This is a genomic window from Dysgonomonas sp. ZJ279 (genome assembly GCF_011039205.1).
In the GTDB taxonomy this organism is placed as follows: Bacteria; Bacteroidota; Bacteroidia; order Bacteroidales; family Dysgonomonadaceae; genus Dysgonomonas.
This window is the reverse complement of record NZ_JAAKEL010000001.1, coordinates 171,217-190,173: the sequence shown is the minus strand read 5'-3', so window position 1 is coordinate 190,173 and position 18,957 is coordinate 171,217. Positions and strand designations below refer to the sequence as shown.

Genomic DNA, 18,957 nt, shown 5'->3' with positions numbered 1-18,957 from the left:
TATTAGCTCCTGCACTACAATTATAATACAAAACTTAAAATGGATTTTTTACACGAAGCATGGACATTCTTTCTCAACCTGCTAAGAGATACAGGTGGCACATTAGATATGTTAGTAACAGACTATGGAGTATGGGTTTACGCCATATTATTTTTAATAATATTCTGTGAAACAGGATTAGTTGTCACGCCTTTTCTTCCGGGTGATTCATTATTATTTCTTGCGGGAGCAATTGCTGTACGACCTGATAATCCTCTTCACATATACTTTTTGGTTATTATACTAATAATTGCTGCAATAATAGGTGATGCAGTAAATTATACGATTGGCCGTTATTTCGGACAAAAGTTATTTAGCAACCCCAATTCGAAGATATTCAAACAAAGCTATCTGGAGAAAACGAATAAGTTCTACGAAAAACATGGTGGCAAAACCATCATTTTAGCGCGTTTCGTTCCCATCGTAAGAACATTTGCTCCATTTGTAGCCGGTATGGGAAAGATGAGCTATAAACATTTCTTCTCATATAATGTAATCGGAGGCATAGCTTGGGTTGTTATTTTCTGTACATTAGGTGCATTAATAGGACGATTGGAATGGGTAGAAAAAAATCTTGATAAAGTAGTTCTTATTATAGTCGTAGTGTCTATACTCCCTGCAATATACGAAGTTGTAAAGGCAAAATTCACAGCAAAAAAGGATATAGCCGATTAAAATAAGCTAAATTTAAAACTTATAAATAGCCAATATTGTTTAATTAGATGCAATATTGGCTTTTAATATTTTAATAAAATGAATTATAATGTAAACATCCCCGATGCCGGAGATAAGAAACGCGTGGTCATTGTTGGTGGCGGATTTGCAGGACTAGAACTGGCTAAAAGGTTAGACAAGAAATATTATCAAATAGTATTAATCGATAAGAATAATTATTATCAGTTTCAACCCCTGTTTTATCAGGTAGCTACAGGTGGCTTAGAACCCAGTTCGATATCTTACCCACATCGAAAGACATTTAACAAGAGTAAGAATGTGCATTTCCGCATGTGCGAAGCAAAGCAAATAATTACTGAAGACAAAAAAGTCGAAACAAATATCGGCGATATTACTTACGATTATGTAGTAATCGCTACAGGCTGCGACACGAATTACTTCGGCAATGACAACCTGAAAGAAAGCACCTTTGCTTTAAAATCTGTATCTGAATCTCTACTACTTCGCAACAGGATACTCCTTAGTTTCGAAGAAGCACTAAGCGCAAAAGACGATGATGAATTGAGAGAAATACTATCATTTGTCATTGTTGGCGGAGGAGCTACGGGTGTAGAACTTGCCGGAGCACTAGCCGATATGAAGAAAAGTATATTGCCAAAAGACTATCCTGAAGTAGATTTCAGTAAAATGGAAATACATTTGGTAGATGCCTCTCCACGCCTATTATTTGCCATGTCGGAAAATGCATCGGAAGGTGCGGCAAAGACTCTTACCAAAAGAGGTGTGATAATACATCAGGATATATCTGTAAAAGCATACGACAAACCCACTGTCGAACTAAGCGATAATACTACCCTTCGTACCAGAAACGTATTCTGGGTAGCAGGAGTAAAACCGAATGGATTGAGAGGATTAGATGAATCTGCATACAATAGAGGTCGGCTTGTGGTGAATCAATATAATCAAGTAAATGGATATGAAAATGTATTTGCGATAGGCGACACATCTCTCCAAATGTCGGAGGTAACACCTAAAGGTCATCCGCAGGTAGCACAGGTAGCGCTGCAAATGGCAAGATGCCTTGCTAAAAACTTAAATAATAAGATAACAGGAAAAGCTCCTGAGAAATTTAAATATAGTGATAGAGGATCGCTTGCAACAATAGGGCGCCATGCAGCCGTTGCCGATCTGGGGAAATTCAGATTTGGAGGTTTCGTTGCATGGTGGCTATGGCTGCTGGTGCATATACTATCTATTGTGGGAATACGAAACAGATTAGCGGTATTTATAGACTGGGTATGGAGTTATCTCAATTATGATGTATCCCTGCGTCTGTTCATACGTCCTAAATTTAATGAGATGTACGATAAAGAATAATCAGTGAGATATACGGAGAAACAGGTCAATTCGGCAATGAGAAAACTTATAATTCATCATTTGTAACTCATAACTGAAAAAACCCCTATCTTTGCACCCTCATACAGTAGGTCGGTTTGTCGCTGGCTACCTTCGGGTAGAAAGAGGAAAGTCCGGGCAACACAGAGCATCGCACTTCTTAATGGGAAGCTGTTTGTGAAAGCAGAGTTAAGGTAACAGAGAATAACCGCTTCGCTTCGGTGGAGTAAGGGTGAAAAGGTGAGGTAAGAGCTCACCGGTCTGTGCAGCAATGTACAGAGCCGTACCACTTGCGAGTTGTAAGACCATGTATACCGACGCATGTAGGGCTGCTCGCCCGATGTCGGGGGGTAGGTCGCTAGAGTTTGCTGGTGACAGCATCCGTAGATAAATGACAGACATCTTGCTTGCAAGATACAGGACCCGGCTTATAGACTTACTGTATTTTTATTATTCTGCCTTATTCTTTATCTGCTATATTTTGAACGAAATATAAAGTTATATGATCGAGAAAATAAAAACGTTTGTACAACGAGTTATTCGTTTTCTGACTTACGGAATCTGGAGAGTAAGCAAATCAACCAGCCACTCTTCACACAAGATAGGTCTGTATAATATTATTAAAACATTTATACTTGCTATCCGTAATATAGATGGTGCTCAACTCTTTACACGCGCATCAGCTCTCACATACAGCACCTTATTATCCATCGTTCCTCTATTGGCGGTACTATTTGCCATAGCCCGTGGATTTGGATTTCAGAATATAGTTAAGACGCAATTGTTCAGCTACTTCACAGGACAAGAGGAAGTGCTTAATAAAGCGACAGCTTTTATTGACAAATCGATAGAATACGCCCAAGGGGGTGTCTTTTTAGGAATTGGTATCATCATGCTACTATATACAGTGATTAATCTTTTATCGAATATAGAAGAGAATTTCAATATGATATGGCAGATAAAAAAGGGGAGGACATATTTCCGTATGTTCACTGATTATCTGGCATTGATTATTATTGCACCTGTATTTCTAGTATGTAATGCGGGTTTGACGGTTATACTTAATTCTACTGCCGACCAACAATATTTTCTAGGTCTGGTTCTCAATCCATTAGTTAAGACTATACCGTTTCTCATCACGATCTTATTATTTACTATCCTCTACATATATATCCCGAATACGAAAGTGAAATTCAGCAGTGCTTTATTAGGTGGAGTTTTCACGGGTATTTGCTTTCAGGTCTTCCAATTACTATATATCAGCGGACAAATCTGGATTTCGAAATACAATGCCATATATGGTAGTTTCGCCGCTTTGCCGTTACTATTATTATGGCTGCAATTAACGTGGTTCTTCGTTCTATTTGGAGTGCAGCTGTCATTCGCATATCAGAATGTAAATAAGTTCAGTTTCGAACATGAAACATCGAATATTAGCCGTCGGTACAAAGATTTCATTACATTACTTATAATGACTCTTATCGTAAAACGTTTCGAAAAAGGATATACTCCATTTACTGCCGATGAATTATCTGAACGCTATAAGATACCAACAAAACTGACAAGCGATACACTTTTCTATTTGCAGGAAATAAGATTGATAGTCGAAACACCATCCGAAGGCAGCACAATGGTACCGGCTTATATTCCGGCGATAGATATTAATCATATCAGTGTTGCTTATTTCTTTGATAAAATTAATTTACATGGTTCGGAAGATTTCATGATAGATACTGACATCGAATTTAGAAGTGAATGGGAAGTAATTCTTGAAATAAGAGAGGTGATACACCTCAAAGAGAAAGACAAATTGCTGAAAGACCTATAAAACTTTCACTTGAACACTAAAACTATAAATGAAATCCGGAATACAGAATCTAACAGAGGGTAAGATATTCTCCAGCCTCATTCGCCTTGCTTTACCTTTAATGGGCACAAGTTTCCTGCAAATGGCATATACCTTAATGGCTATGTCGTGGGTAGGTCGATTAGGTGCAAGTGCGACTTCGGGCAATGTAACTAAAGCCGAAGCTGCAATTGGAGCAATCGGGATGCTATTGTGGCTAAGTGCATCCGTTGCATATCTGGCGATGATCGGAGCTGAGGTTTCGGTTGGGCAATCCATCGGTGCTAGAAAACTGAAACGAGCTGCCGTTTATGCTTCACATACAACAACAATAGCTACTATTCTTGGCTGTATATGGACTGCTCTCTTATTTATTTTTGCACCACAAATCCTATCTTTCTTCAAACTGGAGAGTGACATTATTGAAGCTGCTACATTATACCTGAGAATACTCGCCATCTGCCTTCCTTTTCAATTTGTGTCCTACAATATTACGGGTATATACAACGGTGCAGGACGCAGTATTATTCCATTCAGAAACAATGCAGCAGGACTTGTATTGAATATGATTCTCGACCCGATTCTGATGTTTACGTTTAATATGGGATTGCACGGTGCTGCAATAGGTACTGTTGTTTCGCAACTATTTGTATTCGGCTTATTCTTCTATCAGATCAAATATGGTAGCAGGATACTAGGAAACTTCTCATTTTTGATAAAACCACGATTGGTATTTCTGAAAAGAATTTGTTTTCTAGGTGCACCTGTTTCTATAATGAATTCGCTGTATGCCATCATAAATATGAATCTTGCACGTGTAGCTTCTATACATGGCGGACATATCGGATTGATGACACAGACAACAGGCGGACAAATAGAAGCTGTTACGTGGAACACTTCGCAAGGATTTTCGACTGCACTGAGCGCTTTTGTTGCGCAAAATTATGCAGCGAATAAATTGGACAGAGGAAAAAAGGCATATGTCTATACGATACGTGTAATGCTTGTACTCGGGATATTTGTGAGTATTGCATTTATATTATTCGGAGCACAAATATTCGGGATTATTGTACCCGAAGAAAATGCGATGAAAGCCGGAGCACAATACCTTATGATTATGGGACTGGTGCAGATCTTTATGATGTTTGAACTCACAACTCAAGGTATGTTTAATGGTATCGGACGGACAATCGAACCGGCTATTATAAGCATATCATTCAATGCTTTGCGTATTCCGTTGGCTTATTATCTTGCCTCACAGATGGGAATTGTAGGTGTATGGTGGGCAATCGCGATATCCTCTGTATGCAAGGGAATTATATTGCCAACATGGTTCTCGGTAGTTTATAGGAGAGTAAATAAAAAAAGACCTCAAATTAGTTGAAGTCTTTTATATCTGTTATTTATAGATTTGCTGGGGATTGTGTCTTAGCAATCGCTCTTTTGCTAACTGTTCGTATTCAGTACTCGGACGACCATAATTGCAGTATGGATAAATACTAATTCCTCCACGCGGTGTAAAGATACCTACTACTTCTATATACTTTGGGTTCATCAGCTCGATCAAGTCCTTCATCATAATATTTACGCAATCCTCGTGAAAAGCTCCATGATTGCGGAAACTGAAAAGATATAATTTTAAACTTTTACTTTCCACCATTTTCACATCAGGCAAATAGTTAATATATATTGTCGCAAAGTCAGGCTGTCCGGTAATAGGACATAGGCTTGTAAACTCCGGACAATTAAATGTTACCCAATAATCGTTTCCTTGATGCTTATTTTCGAATGCTTCCAATACCTCTGGTGCATAATCATCTTTATATTCTGTTTTACCACCCAAGTGGCTAAGTCCTTCTATACTCATTTTATTTTCTTATTTTCAAATAATTATCCAAACCTTGTCGACGTAATTTACATGATGGGCATTCACCACAGCCATCTGCGACAATACCATTATAGCAAGTAAGCGTCTGGTAACGTACGACATCAAATGCACCCAGTTCGTCAGCCAATTGCCATACCGATGTTTTATCTCTCCACATCAAAGGGGTATGAATATGAAAATGCTCATCCATTGCCAAATTGATAGATGTATTAGCCGACATGATAAAGGTGTCTCTACAATCAGGATAACCACTATAGTCAGCCTCCGATACACCTGTTATGATATGACGGATACCATGCGAACGTGCAATTACTCCGGCAAAAGTTAAGAACAAAAGATTTCGACCAGGTACAAATGTATTCGGGTACGAATCGCCCGGTTTTTCCTGATCCATCTCTATATCACTTGTCAGAGAATTAACTGAAAGATGGCTGATAATAGATGCATCCATTAGCTGGAATGAGACTCCGGCTTGTTCAGCAATAGCTCTAGCGACTTCTATTTCCTGAGAATGACGTTGTCCGTATGTGAAGCACAAGGTGCGTACGGATGAAAAATGTTTGATTGCCCAATAAAGGCATGTAGTTGAGTCTTGACCTCCTGAGAACAAGACTAATGCAGGTTCTTTATATTCCATATTTACTCTGTTTTTTACGTGGTTAGTCCTAAGTTACACGGAAGAGGTGAATTCCTTTTCGGGTACAAAAGTAATGATTTTTAGATATTGTTCCTCAAAAATTTCACTGAAAAGAATAATTGTTTTACTTTTACACCCGTTAAATGACTTCGTAGCTCAGTTGGTAGAGCAACTGACTCTTAATCAGTGGGTCGAGGGTTCGAGCCCCTCCGAGGTCACTTAAAGACCGCTTACATTATATGTAGGTGGTTTTTATTTTAAGTAACAGCATCTTAATATTTTTGTGTATCAATCACAGCTCATTTGTTTATATTTGCCATATCTAATATCAAAACGCCTATTATGAAACGAATCACACTCCAATTAATGACCGTCGCAGTTGCCTTCATTCTCGCATCGTGCGGTGGTAGTGCTCTTCTCGTAGCCCCGTCAGATAATAACCCAACATACACCGTTGATTATTTATTTGAGCATGATGGATGCAAAGTTTACCGCTTTTATGACAGAGGTAATTATGTGTACTTTACAAATTGTACAGGAGATGTAACTGCAATAAGCAATGATTCGACAAGTACCCGTATACAAACTATTACAAAAAGAAAATAAGAAAAATTGACCTGTATCAAAGGCACTCTGATCTTCGGATTAAACAAATAACGATCAACATTCTGTTACGTTTAGGTAAGTTATCCATAACCGTTCATCGTTATGGAAACAATATTTCTATAGCGTTGTTCTAAGAATAAAATACAAAATAAAGCCAAATATGGATGCCGAAAATATGTAGCTTGCAATACTATCATATTTCTTCGTCACTTTAGATCTATTCATGTTTATATATCCGGATATAAACCATATAGCAAGGCTTAAAACGAGAAGAATAATGCTGGCAAATAAAAGAATAATTATAGCATTCATAACTTTATATATTTAAGAATTTATACCTAACCGAATTATAGAAGAGTAGTTATTTCTATTTTTAGAAATAAAAGTCTGGTGCTTTTCTGCATAAATATACGAAAACTCGCAGAAGATTCATATTTAATTAGTAAACAAGTTCCGCGTTAGACTTGTTTAAACTAATAATGAATAATAACTTCAACAAATATATTATGCAATTACTAAAATACTTTCTGATCGCCATCGGGGCTATTTCTATAGCTTTATTCATTGTCTTATTAGTCATCGGAGTTAAGGTTGTCTCCACTATTTTTCTCTATATTATAGGTGCGTGTGCTATAATAGCAGCCATTGGTTTTATCATTTTCTATGCCGGTAAGTTTTCTGCCCAGAATAGCAAAGACTAAATTATCATTCCCCCTTTAATATAAATAAGCAAAAGGGGGCTCGAACCCCTTTTGCTTATTTCCTTTTATATCTACTAATATAGTGAAACTTCAATCCAACTGAGACTCTAAATTATATTTACTAACTAAAGCTGATACCTCCGGATCTAACTTAGCACGATACACCTTTGTAGGATCTAACTCAAAAGCTTTCAGTAAATGACTAACTGCTTCGTCTTCTTTCTGCAAACGGCTCGAAAGGATCGCTAACAAATATTCGGCATTACCAGATGAAGGCTGCTGTATCAATAAATCATACGCTTTATTGTTATACCCCATGCAAGTCAGACACAGAGCAGCATTGTAATCAGGATAATTAGCCAATATATCAATCGCCTCCCAATATTTACGATCTTGCAACAAACGGAGTCCTTCTTCATAGTCAGACCGATATTCAACCTTTACAGTATCCGCATCTAATCCCGTACGATGCATATCAATGATAAAATCAACCTTTCTCAGCAATGGATAAACCGAATCCTGAATAATCTTATAATCTGCCGGAAATTGCTTTGCTATATCAGTTTCGCACTGATCAGGATACACAGCATTCGTCAGCATATTTTGAATTTCACTCAGATTTTCAATATCGTTTCTTTTTCGAATATGGACTAGTAAAGCATTCCAGTCTTCGCCCCTATGATTGATTTTAAACAGATTTTCTACATTAACTTCACCAGATAAAGTTTGAGACAAATAGTTTCTTACCGAAGCAGCACGTTTTAATGTCAATTCATAATTATCATCGTAATCGCCCTCTAAGGAAGTGGTCGAAATCATAGAGACACTATCAATTACAAATTCGGGAGAATTATTATATGTGCGGAATGCTTCTACAAACCTATCCATCTGTTCCTTATTACCTTGATAGTTGGCATCGTAAATTGACATTTGCGTTTTAGTTGTCTTATATTTCGTATAAACTGTCATACGATCATAGAGATTCCGATACAATTCTGTACGTTTAGTAATTAGAGATGTGTCGACAAGTTGAGCTAATGATGCTATAAAAAAAGATAAAGTATCAGCTTTCTGGAATGTATATTCGCTCCGGTCGATAGCCTGTACTTTGCTATCCATTGCTATACGAACAGTTTTGAGCCCTTGAGCCACAGGATACTCTTGCGTATAATAGAAAACAAAATTATTATCTGAAGAAATTATAGTATCAAGCCTTATTTCAGCCTTATTCTCGTCGTAAGGAAATTTCACCAGATGCTTGAACATATCATCGCTTCTAGCTGCCGAAACCTCATTCAGAACGATCTGATCAAAGAAGTATCTGTGCTTAGCGATCTCAACAGAGTCATTTAGAGTAAAGATATGATTCGTAACATCGCCAAGACCACGCTTCTCTTCATGTATTGCGCGATATTTTTTCGGAATATCTCTTAACTCCATTTCTTTCAGCCATTGTACAGAATCTTTGCCACCAGGATTATTAAAGTCATCCAAATACCGTCCTATATACTTCCTTGTCTTATGCTCATATTCTTTCATATATTTAGCATGCAAACCTGTCGTATCTTTTTTCTCAACAACATTACGCACCTTATGTTCCATTATCTTACGGGCATATGCATGATATTGCTCTGTCCTGTATTTGGTTTTCTTGGCATCTTCGTAGGCATCTTCTACTGCACGCTTATATTTCCATTTCTCGTAATCCATCTGCTCTTTGAAATCCTTCTGATAGATACCATAATAGTAGGTTTGGCGAGCTCGTATATCCTTTGATATATTTGCCTTATCTAGATATACGCTATCATATTGTGACTTATCCACAATAGATTTCATATATTTATCATAATCTGCATAATCCTGCTTTTGCTTATCAACAAATCCCTGCCCGTTTAAAACTACTTTCTGCAATGGAACAACCGAATCATTATGCATAAGTTTTGGGTTCAAAACCAAGCGCCAGTCATTAGACAGAATCTCTTTAGGCACAGTAATCTTAAAATCCACATTTATTCGACCATCACGTTCTGCGGTAAAACGGCCCTGAGCATTGATTTCAACCTCAGACAATCGATAAACTGCATTTGTATCCAATTTGTTCTGACCCTCTTTAAATGCAACTTCACCATCAGTTACACCAGAACTCGAATCTCTGAATGTTACTTTTTCAGAAACAATCGAGGTTCCATTTTCATCCGAATTTGCTTTATTCGGGAGCTGAATGTTAGGTCGTTTAGTCTGCATAAACAGACGCTGAGTCATAATTGTGGGGGTAGGTGATGAGCACGAAATTGTTATCAGTGATACGAATATGCCTATGGCTAACGACTTGCATACCATAGCTGTAGGACTAAATCGTCCAGATTGTTCTGCTCTTGCAGGCCAATCAGAAAATATATATTCCAGAATTGACACTTTTGTATTTCTAAGATTTGTGTTAAATATTTTTTTAATTACGATGAAAAAGTCAAATGGATATCGCGGAATCATATTATACTATTTTACTTTATTTTGAGGTAAGATTTTTAAAAAATAAACCATGCGAACTTCACAGCCCACATGGCTCCAAAAACTTTACAAAACTACGTAAGACTGTATTTAAAATATAGGTTTACATTCTAAATACAATTTTATCTACTAATGATTAGTTGTATAGACTATTGTCTTCAACAATCATCATATCTTTTTCAGACTTTCTGTTATTAATCATTTTACAATTCCCAAAGAAATTAGCCCCTGCTTCGATTTCGATATTCAGGGCGGTAATATCTCCATCATAATATGACGAAGACTTGAGTACGATAATGTCATGTACTAAAATATTTCCATTGACTTTACCCATCAGTTCAATACTTTTACTTTCTATATTGCCGGAGACACAGCCATTAGGACCGATAATGACTTTTCCTTCGCAAGAAATATTACCTTCAACATTTCCATCTACCCTCAGGTCATCCTTTATTTTTACTTCTCCGGTAACAGTTACCCCTTCCGAAAGAACACTGTATTTCTTTTCTGCAAGGATTGTATCTGGTTTCGCTTTTTTATTGAACATTATTTTAAGATTGTATTTATTGTACTTATAAAAATTCTTTGTCAGCCTTTGGTCTGTTGACCGTTAAAACATATATCCCACAGCAAGCGACCATCTACGATTCTTGGTGGAAATGATCTGGTCACCGAAAACCAACTCGCTTTCGGTAAGACCATGATCATAGCTAGCCAATAGTTGGAGTTTTGAGGTAAGATAGCAACCAATACCAACACTTGCACCAAAATCAAATCTATCGGCATTGTTTTTGAAACTGAGTGAGCGAGAACTTTCACCATCCTTAATTCTTCCTGACAAAGCGTAGGAAGAATTAAGACCGGCCTGGATATAATGTTTAATTACAAAGTGGTTGAACTCTCTACGTATGTTAAGCGGTATTTCGATATTGTTAGTTATAAAATGGTAAGTAATTCCCATATTATTTCCATAGTCTTCTTTCAATTTGAATCCTTCATACGAATATAGTAAGCCTGTATTAAATTTCCATCCGCTGAACGGCAAGTTAAAATCAGATATCAAGCCTACATTAAAACCTGTATATAAATCGGCATCCATGCCATTAAAATCGACTTTAGAATTATTCAGATTAACCCCTGCTTTCACACCTAAACGCTGTGCATTTAGTGCAATAACAGGAACAAATATGAACAACAGGAATAGTACTTTTACTTTCATCAGCTATATTTAAATCAACTATTTTTATATTATTTCTATTGAATTCGGGCTGCCAACCACCGGGATAAAACTTTCTTTCCAGAATAAAAAACCTTTGCAAGTTATGTGACACTTAATAACCATATTGGTATCCGATTGTTCCAGTATCGTCAGATGAGGATTTTTCATATCATTTATTCTCTTCTTGAGAATGGTAATAAGCATTACACTTTCCTTCATCGCGTTCACTGTCTTGAAAATGGTATCAACTTTACAAATCGAGGACATATAGAAGGCAGAGCGTTCATAGGCACACCAATAGTCATCCATTTTATACAAATAGATGTTACTCTCTTCATTTCTTTCTTTTCTCAATATTTGATATATATCTTCCATAATCTTGCTTTCACCTATTATTTGTTAATACTCAAAAGCGGTTTTTCCGTGTATGTATTACCCGTTTTTCTCTCCGTTAATTCTATTTGTGGCTTTTCTAAGCAGGAGCTAAACTCATGTGGCTATTGGCAAATGCATTGGTCTGCCCCTACTTAAAAATGCAGTATTATTTATTTTCTTTAATTCGAATGACTACTCTAGAGTCAGTTTGTAGCAAACACTTTTATTTTGGTCATAATCGTAAGACATCACATAAAATACAGTTGCTTCGGCATTTATACAGAAATTTGCTAGGTGCTCCAATGGAACAAGCTCGCCATTTTCGTCTGTTATATAAGAAGGTATAGTTCCAATTAATAAATCGGAAGTTTCGGTTGGACGAATCCTAACAATGTAATTTCCACTCAAAGCGTATGGATTGTCTTTACTATGCGTAGCCGAAATAGCTTGTACAGGGGTATGAGCAGATAAATCTTCAATCTGTCCGTTTGTGGTATTTATTTTCAAATAACGTTTATTATCAGGATTCTCTTCCATTAAACTCACAACATATACGTACGAGCCTTTAGATTTAACCAAAGAAGAACCTTTTAAATAAGGGTACTCTCCTCTGATATACGATGTCACTTCTGTTATTTGCCCTTGAGGTGTTATTTTAAAGATGCGTTCTGCATTATTATAACCACTTAAAAATACATTCCCATTCTCTGCTGCACATATTCCTGCTATGTGGTCAACTAATACAGGTATACGACTACTCAAATCTGTGACACTTCCATCAACTGCTGATATTTTATATAATTTACTATTTACAGCATAATACAAATTTTTCTGGTAATCAACACATATACTACCACCTGAATATATCCCTTCTGGAAGTTTAAACGCGACTGTAACTTCTTTTGTTTGCAAATCGTATTTCATTACATCCAAACTTGATCTCTTTACAAAATATAAATTACCATCTAAATCTGTGCATGTAGAATTGCTATTAACACCTCCAAAACGGATGTCATCAGCCACTTTCTCCACTGTAAATATCTTATCTAAAGCACTCTTTGTTTCAACTGCTCCATTTGCAGAAATATCATTTATCTCTGCGTCACTCGAACAACTTGCAAATGAGATTGCAACTAAAGAGAAAATCAAAATTGTTTTTTTCATAAACTTAAATATTTGATATGTTATTTATAGACATATATAACCTAAAAGGCTTTAAGGATTCTGCGTCACAACAATAGTTCTTGTTAAACTACCTGCTCTAAAGGTAATAGTACCTGTACGCGCAGCTGCCGTAGCACCAAAAGTAGCTGTTACAGTTCTGAAATTTCCCGAACCGGTAAATGTGATACTTGTTATCCATGCCACATCACTTGATGCTGTAAGGGTAGCCGCTGTATTAGTATTCAATACCGTACCGACAGCCTTTAAGCCACTTCCACTAATAGTAATACCCGACGAAACTCCTAGTTCGTTTTTCCCATCCACTACCATATCGGTAATCTCATTATTTTCATCAACTATCTCAGCGAAGATATTAGCCGAATACGTAGCATTCATTGCTTCTTGCAGGGTAGCATAACCCGTACCCGACACCTTCGTGATCTGAATAAGGTAACGATGGTTGCGAACAATATGGAGCACCTGTCCTGATGCATTGGCTAACCAAACTTTATAATATCCGTCTACACCTTTATATTTACCTCTGATTATAACAGAAAGGCCGTTATTGGTTAATTCATTCGTTCTTTCATACATATACAATTCGGACGTTTTGTTACTGGTTGCATTCGCCCATACACCTGTTCCCGAAGGCAACACGTAGTCGATATAGGCAGAACCTCCAATCAAACTGACAGTTGTAGGTGTCGCAGCTTCAACTGTATAGCTATTCGGTGCAACCTTTCCCACATTTGAACTCTTAAGGACTGTAAAAGCTGTTAATGAGAAATCACTCATACCATTACTAGCCGTGGCAGTCGCACATTGGGTATACATAGAAGCAACAGTTCTCAACATTTTGATCGTACCTAAAGAGCTACCCGAAGCTACACTTGTCAATGCAGCCCTTCCCCACATTACCACCGGTAATGCGGGGGATGTATTGGCGGCTAGGGTATTTGTTTTTAACGAAGGGATCGCAACGCTTTCCAAAGTGTTTATAGTAATAGAACTGAAATTCACAAGATCTGCACTATTCTCGTCGCGTCCGTTAGCAACAATGTGAAACGTACGGGCTTGAGTTGTGGCAGCTATTCTTACACTAAAAGTCTTGGTAGCTCCTGTTCCGGAGATACTATTCACTTTTATTCTTTGCAAAAACTTATTAGCCTGATCGAATACCAACAGGTCGATACAACGTACCGAATTCTCATCATAGGCTTTTAAGCCTACATTTTCATTTAATGCCTCCGGTATTTCAAGAGAGAAAGATAGTTCTACTTCTCTCCCCTCTTCTATTGCTTCCGGATCCTCCGACAGCCCACACGAAGTGGCTGCCAGTAGGAATAGGATATATATAATGTAGTGTTTCATTATAACGTTATTTATTTTTTATTATTACGGAGTTTCCATAATCTCATAGCATACTCATCTTTTGTTTCGCCAGGTAAAGGCTCTACATCTAAAGATACTCCTCGTGAAGAGCTAGATAAAGGCGTTACAGATGCTCCCACCGGAGCGTTAGGATCTAGGTCTGCACTCACTTTTGTGAATACCGCAGTACTCTCTACTTTATTATATGTCACATAACCAATCAATTGAGAACTATCATAATGATCAGGAGCAATCGGCGTTGTTTGGTTGTTTACTTCCAGCATAAAGGAATAAGTATCATCTACACCTATTGTTCCACCTACATTTTTAAAATCATAAGTCTCGTCTGATTCCATATCACCATCTAAATATGTCACAATATCAAGGTGAATTGGGTAATTATTTATACCCGTCGTCCACCATCTTGCATAAATTTGCACAGTAAAAGATGGCGGAAAATCATCAAAAGTAGACAAAGTCACTAAATCTTTGAAGTTTATATATGTTGTCTCGTATCCACTCTGCGTATTGTCTCCACCAAATTGCATTACAACCTCAGATTTATAGAATACCTGACGTACAACACCACTATTGCCTGTAGCAGCATACCCTACCCCATAATTATCAAGTGTAGTGATACCTGTACCTCCGAAGAAAGTTGCTGAATCCATATCCCATCTCTTACCACTAGCATGTTGAGGGTGAAGTCCAACTCTATATCTTATTACCAAATAATCGAATTTAGGAAATACGACGAATTTTGCCGATTGCTTAACTTTTATAATTCTTATCAGATTGACATCGTCAACGTGATTTATTATAATTTCACCTTCCCTGTCTTGAGCATTGACTTCCGCCGATATTACATATACCAACTTTCCGTCTTCCTTCTGAGCTTTAGTAATCCATGACGATTTCGATTTAACTACCCAATCAGCATTTCCACCCAAAGCTACGATTCCACTAATATCTCCAGAAAGGCCTGCACTTGGAATCTCCATAGTTTCTACAGAAGAAGTCAAACTCAAATTACAAACTTTGACAATATCATACTCCAATGTACTGGTATTCATAAATTGATATTCAGTATTACCATATGTCGATTGACTAGTGAATTTGAGAGTCTTATTTCCCGTGCCATTAATGGCATCACAAGAGGCCATAGTGGGATCACCTGCAATCTTAGTCCAGAAAGAAGTAGTTGGATTAACAGTCAATGCAACATTTTTACTAGGCGATACTTCAGATATATAAATAACCTTCGGATCCAGTTTTATCGAACCGTTTGTGACTGGCATTGCAGCTTGATTTACAGTAATCGTCTTTGTGAGATTCTTAACTTTAATCTTCAACGTAGTAGTTCGCGGAACCGTATAATCAGCCCCGTCGGCCACCAACTTAATGTTATTAGCTGCATCGAAAGAAGCTGTTAACCAAGGAGCTCCTGATTCTAGGGAGCAATCGGAGGTTTCCGCATTGGTTGCATAATAGAAATCCTTTTTTACTCCTATTGCCGTTTCTATTTCTTTTACAGTCAGAAATGTTTGAGATATATCAGACATAACTGTATTTTCGTCCCAAGGCAGAATATTTAAAGTACCTTCTATTAATGCCGCCGATGCATCTGTTTCTCCTCCTAAGGAAGATATATTGAGTGTTAAGTCGTAAATTGTATTACGGTTAATCTTATAACCGTTTTCTTTATTGATAAGAACTTTATAATAGTTGTCTGTGATAATTTCGCCACCAGCACCTTTCTGATAAGGAATTTGCAGAAGGAGGTAGGTCGCATTTTTCTCAATATCGTAAGTCGTACGTAAATTTTCGCCGATATAAGAATGAGCTATCGTTTTTGTTGTTGTAGCAGTCCTTTCAGATGGTGTAACTACCTTATTTGCATACGAAAAATAAGTCGCAGTAGCAGGATTCGCTGTGTTTGAAACAAGGTAAGTACGATCGGCTACGTTCACCATCTTAACCGAAGGATTTTGATTAAGTGGAGCCAAGGAAATAGCTGCTCCTCCAAAAGTGAAATTTTGAGTGTTAATCGTCATTTGCACTTTAGCTATATTACGAACTAAAGAAACAGACGCTCTGTTATCGGTTGCAAAAACATGGCTTTCTTTCACACCATGCATAACGAAAGGTTTGTCAGCATCAGGCTCAGCAATCTCAGCTGTAATTGCGTCAGTTATTACAGCCTTCAGATTGCTTTCACTGCTAATGGCATTCAGTTTACTTTCATTGACATTGGCAACCACATGTATATTTCGGGATATACTCAAATCCGATAATATTGCCGAATTGAGTAACATTATAACCTGATCGCTTGCCCATCGGCTCATATCCACCTCCGTAGATGGATCAGTAGGTACATTCAACCGTACATAGAACTCTTTGGCTCCGGTAGTTTTATTGAATATAAAAAGTGAAAGATTATTAATCAAACTTTCATTATCTGCAGATCTTGTTGTTGCACCATCAGATTGGACAGTAGGCAATTGTAAAGCAATAACTGCCTTTCCATCGATTGGAGCTTTCGACTTTGCAAGCTCGTCATCCAAATCGGCCGAACAGGAAAGAAGAAATAGAGCAACAATAAGGAAACTTATTCTTCGGATATATTTATAATACATAAAGCAAAAATTTATTGTATCAGATTATTTACGACATACTGCTCTTTTAGTCCGTCCAAACCGGATATAAAGAGATTTACTTTTGTTGATAGAGCAACTCCAGAAGTTTTGCGTCTCACTTGTATAATAGCAGGTGAAATTGTTTTTTGACCGAAAGTTTTACTTTCATCGACAAACTCAAAATTGTTAGTGTCTTCAAGTGTAACCCACCAATTACGCTCCTGTTTCATATTCATACTGAAAGTAGCCATTGTTGCGGTAGTCGAAATCTGCGACATGGCATACATATCGACATCTTCGTTAGAGACTACTGTTGCCCAGTCTTTCACATCCACCTTTACCTCCACTCCACCTTTGGCTGTTAAGCTTACCAACAGAATTTTATTGTTTTTAGGAGGAATAGGTACAACAACCTCTTTTATGAAGTCGGTCGAACCTGCCGTTTTTAAATTTACTTGCACAGTAATCAGATGTGTTGAAAAATCGCTTGCCGATGTAGACTTATGCGCAGGTATGATAAAGTCTATTGTATCGCTTATCTGATGCCCCGATATATTCGAAGAATTAGATATCGCAAACGTTTTTGTCATTGGTACACCCACTGTAGGTGTATTTTTATTGGGGAACAGTGAACCATCCCAAGATAAACTTGTAGGAACATTTTTAAGAGAAACAGTACCGGTACCGGTTTTAAACCCAACACCATCTGCAAGAACTACGCGTACTTTCGCTACATTTCGTTCGAGGATAGCTTCCGCAGTTTCATAAGTATCCTCTGTAATAGTTATTCCATTAATAGTCGCAACACGAATCTCCGGAACATCAGGCAATATTCCCCCGGAAGGTTGAGTTACCCACATCGGAGTATTTGACCTAATAAACGAAGCTGTAGGTGGAGTTAATCTTGAACGGATATCCATTTCGCTGCAAGCCACTAATACAAAATTCCACTTTCCAATAGCTGTGATCATTTTTAAAGATTCGCTGGTTCGCTCAATGTTATTGTTCAATATTTTATGATGGAAAAAGTTTGTGTTTGGGTCCTCGCCGTTAAATACGTAAACCTCCGAATAATCCCGTATGTTATCCGAAACATTAAATAAGTTTATTCGGAGACCTTTCGTTCCCGTTTCAGGCACCTCTACAGCTCCTGAATCCGGTGCTAGTTCGTCATTGCCGCAAGAAAAGCAAACAATGAGTAAAGCTAAAATTGAGAGGATATGTTTTATTTTTATGTACATCTTTTTTACATTTTTAGTTAGGAATATAGCTTGTATGGTATGATGACATACAAGCCATATTTCTCAACCTTAATTCTTGTATAGGAATTGACTTGTATTTCGCATTCTTCCGATCGTCTACTGAAAAGTGTAGTGTAAATTACACCAAGCTATTTTAGCTTGCTTATCTTTCAACAGAGATAGAGAAGGGAATCCCGCATAATTAAATGCTCCGAAACAGGTCTCATCACTACTCTTTACTCTGCACTTATTCGTTTTATGTTGTTTTTCGACATGGGTCAAGCCTTTTCTTATGACTAGCTTCGTCTTGTCGCCATGTGCAAATGTTATCCATTCTTCCTTTTGAGCATTATAGATCTGCAAGGCTCCTTTCTCGAAACGGTACTTATACATGTTTTTATCGGGAAAAAGACAAAGTCTCGACTCGTCGATAAAAGCAAATACCAAATCCCGGTAACAGGTGTCTACGTTTCTTATGTAATCAAACCAAAGTCTTTTCAGGTCTAAATCTGATGTTTCGAGTTCCATAGCCCCTCTGTTGGAACCAGTAAACATCTTAAACTCTTTTATTTGTCTATTCCTTAAAGATAGAACCAAGGGTAAAATATTCTTTTTCATATTGTTTCTCTTATTCTAAAGTTTAATTCAAGATGGAT

At 37.3% G+C, this 18,957-nt stretch carries 17 protein-coding genes, 1 tRNA gene and 1 other RNA gene; 8 read left to right on the top strand and 11 right to left on the bottom strand.

Features of this window, described 5'->3' with window-relative positions; translation table 11 throughout:
* The first annotated feature begins 39 nt into the window (after positions 1-39).
* From G7Y57_RS00860 to G7Y57_RS00840, 5 genes are all read left to right on the top strand, one after another.
* Positions 40-714: a DedA family protein gene (locus G7Y57_RS00860; protein WP_165020284.1), complete on the top strand. Its 675-nt coding sequence runs from the start codon at positions 40-42 to the stop codon at positions 712-714.
* Between the two features lie 78 nt (positions 715-792).
* Positions 793-2,091, top strand: a complete 1,299-nt coding sequence (locus G7Y57_RS00855) for an NAD(P)/FAD-dependent oxidoreductase (RefSeq protein WP_165020283.1) — start codon at positions 793-795, stop codon at positions 2,089-2,091.
* 103 nt (positions 2,092-2,194) lie between these two features.
* Positions 2,195-2,556, top strand: an RNA gene (gene rnpB / locus G7Y57_RS00850) — RNase P RNA component class A.
* Positions 2,557-2,611: 55 nt separating this feature from the next.
* On the top strand, positions 2,612-3,937 hold the full coding sequence (locus G7Y57_RS00845; protein ID WP_165020282.1) for a YihY/virulence factor BrkB family protein: 1,326 nt from the start codon (positions 2,612-2,614) through the stop codon (positions 3,935-3,937).
* Between the two features lie 28 nt (positions 3,938-3,965).
* Complete coding sequence (locus tag G7Y57_RS00840) at positions 3,966-5,339, top strand: MATE family efflux transporter (protein ID WP_165020281.1); 1,374 nt, start codon at positions 3,966-3,968, stop codon at positions 5,337-5,339.
* Between the two features lie 15 nt (positions 5,340-5,354).
* Here the strand turns inward: G7Y57_RS00840 and queF are convergent, their stop codons facing one another.
* Positions 5,355-5,822, bottom strand: a complete 468-nt coding sequence (gene queF, locus G7Y57_RS00835) for a preQ(1) synthase (RefSeq protein ID WP_165020280.1) — start codon at positions 5,820-5,822, stop codon at positions 5,355-5,357.
* A 1-nt stretch (position 5,823) separates the two neighbouring features.
* Entirely contained in the window at positions 5,824-6,480 is a 657-nt protein-coding gene (queC, locus tag G7Y57_RS00830; protein ID WP_165020279.1) for a 7-cyano-7-deazaguanine synthase QueC, read from the bottom strand.
* A gap of 145 nt (positions 6,481-6,625) precedes the next feature.
* Between queC and G7Y57_RS00825 the strand changes: the two genes are divergently transcribed.
* The 3 genes from G7Y57_RS00825 to G7Y57_RS00815 all read left to right on the top strand — a co-directional run bounded on the left by G7Y57_RS00825 (position 6,626) and on the right by G7Y57_RS00815 (position 7,787).
* Positions 6,626-6,698: transfer RNA gene (locus G7Y57_RS00825), tRNA-Lys, on the top strand.
* 124 nt (positions 6,699-6,822) lie between these two features.
* Positions 6,823-7,086: a DUF4884 domain-containing protein gene (locus tag G7Y57_RS00820; RefSeq protein WP_165020278.1), complete on the top strand. Its 264-nt coding sequence runs from the start codon at positions 6,823-6,825 to the stop codon at positions 7,084-7,086.
* 506 nt (positions 7,087-7,592) lie between these two features.
* Positions 7,593-7,787, top strand: coding sequence for a hypothetical protein (locus G7Y57_RS00815; protein ID WP_165020277.1), 195 nt, complete (start codon positions 7,593-7,595; stop codon positions 7,785-7,787).
* A gap of 90 nt (positions 7,788-7,877) precedes the next feature.
* Here the strand turns inward: G7Y57_RS00815 and G7Y57_RS00810 are convergent, their stop codons facing one another.
* The 9 genes from G7Y57_RS00810 to G7Y57_RS00770 form a co-directional block, all read right to left on the bottom strand.
* Positions 7,878-10,277, bottom strand: coding sequence for a hypothetical protein (locus G7Y57_RS00810; RefSeq protein WP_165020276.1), 2,400 nt, complete (start codon positions 10,275-10,277; stop codon positions 7,878-7,880).
* Between the two features lie 154 nt (positions 10,278-10,431).
* A complete protein-coding gene (locus G7Y57_RS00805; RefSeq protein ID WP_165020275.1) occupies positions 10,432-10,842 on the bottom strand; it encodes a polymer-forming cytoskeletal protein in 411 nt (136 codons plus the stop codon).
* Between the two features lie 63 nt (positions 10,843-10,905).
* Positions 10,906-11,514: a porin family protein gene (locus G7Y57_RS00800; RefSeq protein WP_165020274.1), complete on the bottom strand. Its 609-nt coding sequence runs from the start codon at positions 11,512-11,514 to the stop codon at positions 10,906-10,908.
* 24 nt (positions 11,515-11,538) lie between these two features.
* Positions 11,539-11,889, bottom strand: a complete 351-nt coding sequence (locus G7Y57_RS00795) for a hypothetical protein (RefSeq protein WP_165020273.1) — start codon at positions 11,887-11,889, stop codon at positions 11,539-11,541.
* 192 nt (positions 11,890-12,081) lie between these two features.
* Positions 12,082-13,053: a hypothetical protein gene (locus G7Y57_RS00790; RefSeq protein WP_165020272.1), complete on the bottom strand. Its 972-nt coding sequence runs from the start codon at positions 13,051-13,053 to the stop codon at positions 12,082-12,084.
* Between the two features lie 51 nt (positions 13,054-13,104).
* Entirely contained in the window at positions 13,105-14,424 is a 1,320-nt protein-coding gene (locus G7Y57_RS00785) for a hypothetical protein (protein WP_165020271.1), read from the bottom strand.
* Between the two features lie 11 nt (positions 14,425-14,435).
* A complete protein-coding gene (locus G7Y57_RS00780) occupies positions 14,436-17,060 on the bottom strand; it encodes a BACON domain-containing protein (RefSeq protein WP_165020270.1) in 2,625 nt (874 codons plus the stop codon).
* An 11-nt stretch (positions 17,061-17,071) separates the two neighbouring features.
* Complete coding sequence (locus G7Y57_RS00775) at positions 17,072-18,301, bottom strand: hypothetical protein (RefSeq protein WP_165020269.1); 1,230 nt, start codon at positions 18,299-18,301, stop codon at positions 17,072-17,074.
* A gap of 117 nt (positions 18,302-18,418) precedes the next feature.
* Positions 18,419-18,919, bottom strand: a complete 501-nt coding sequence (locus G7Y57_RS00770) for a hypothetical protein (protein WP_165020268.1) — start codon at positions 18,917-18,919, stop codon at positions 18,419-18,421.
* Positions 18,920-18,957: the final 38 nt, after the last annotated feature.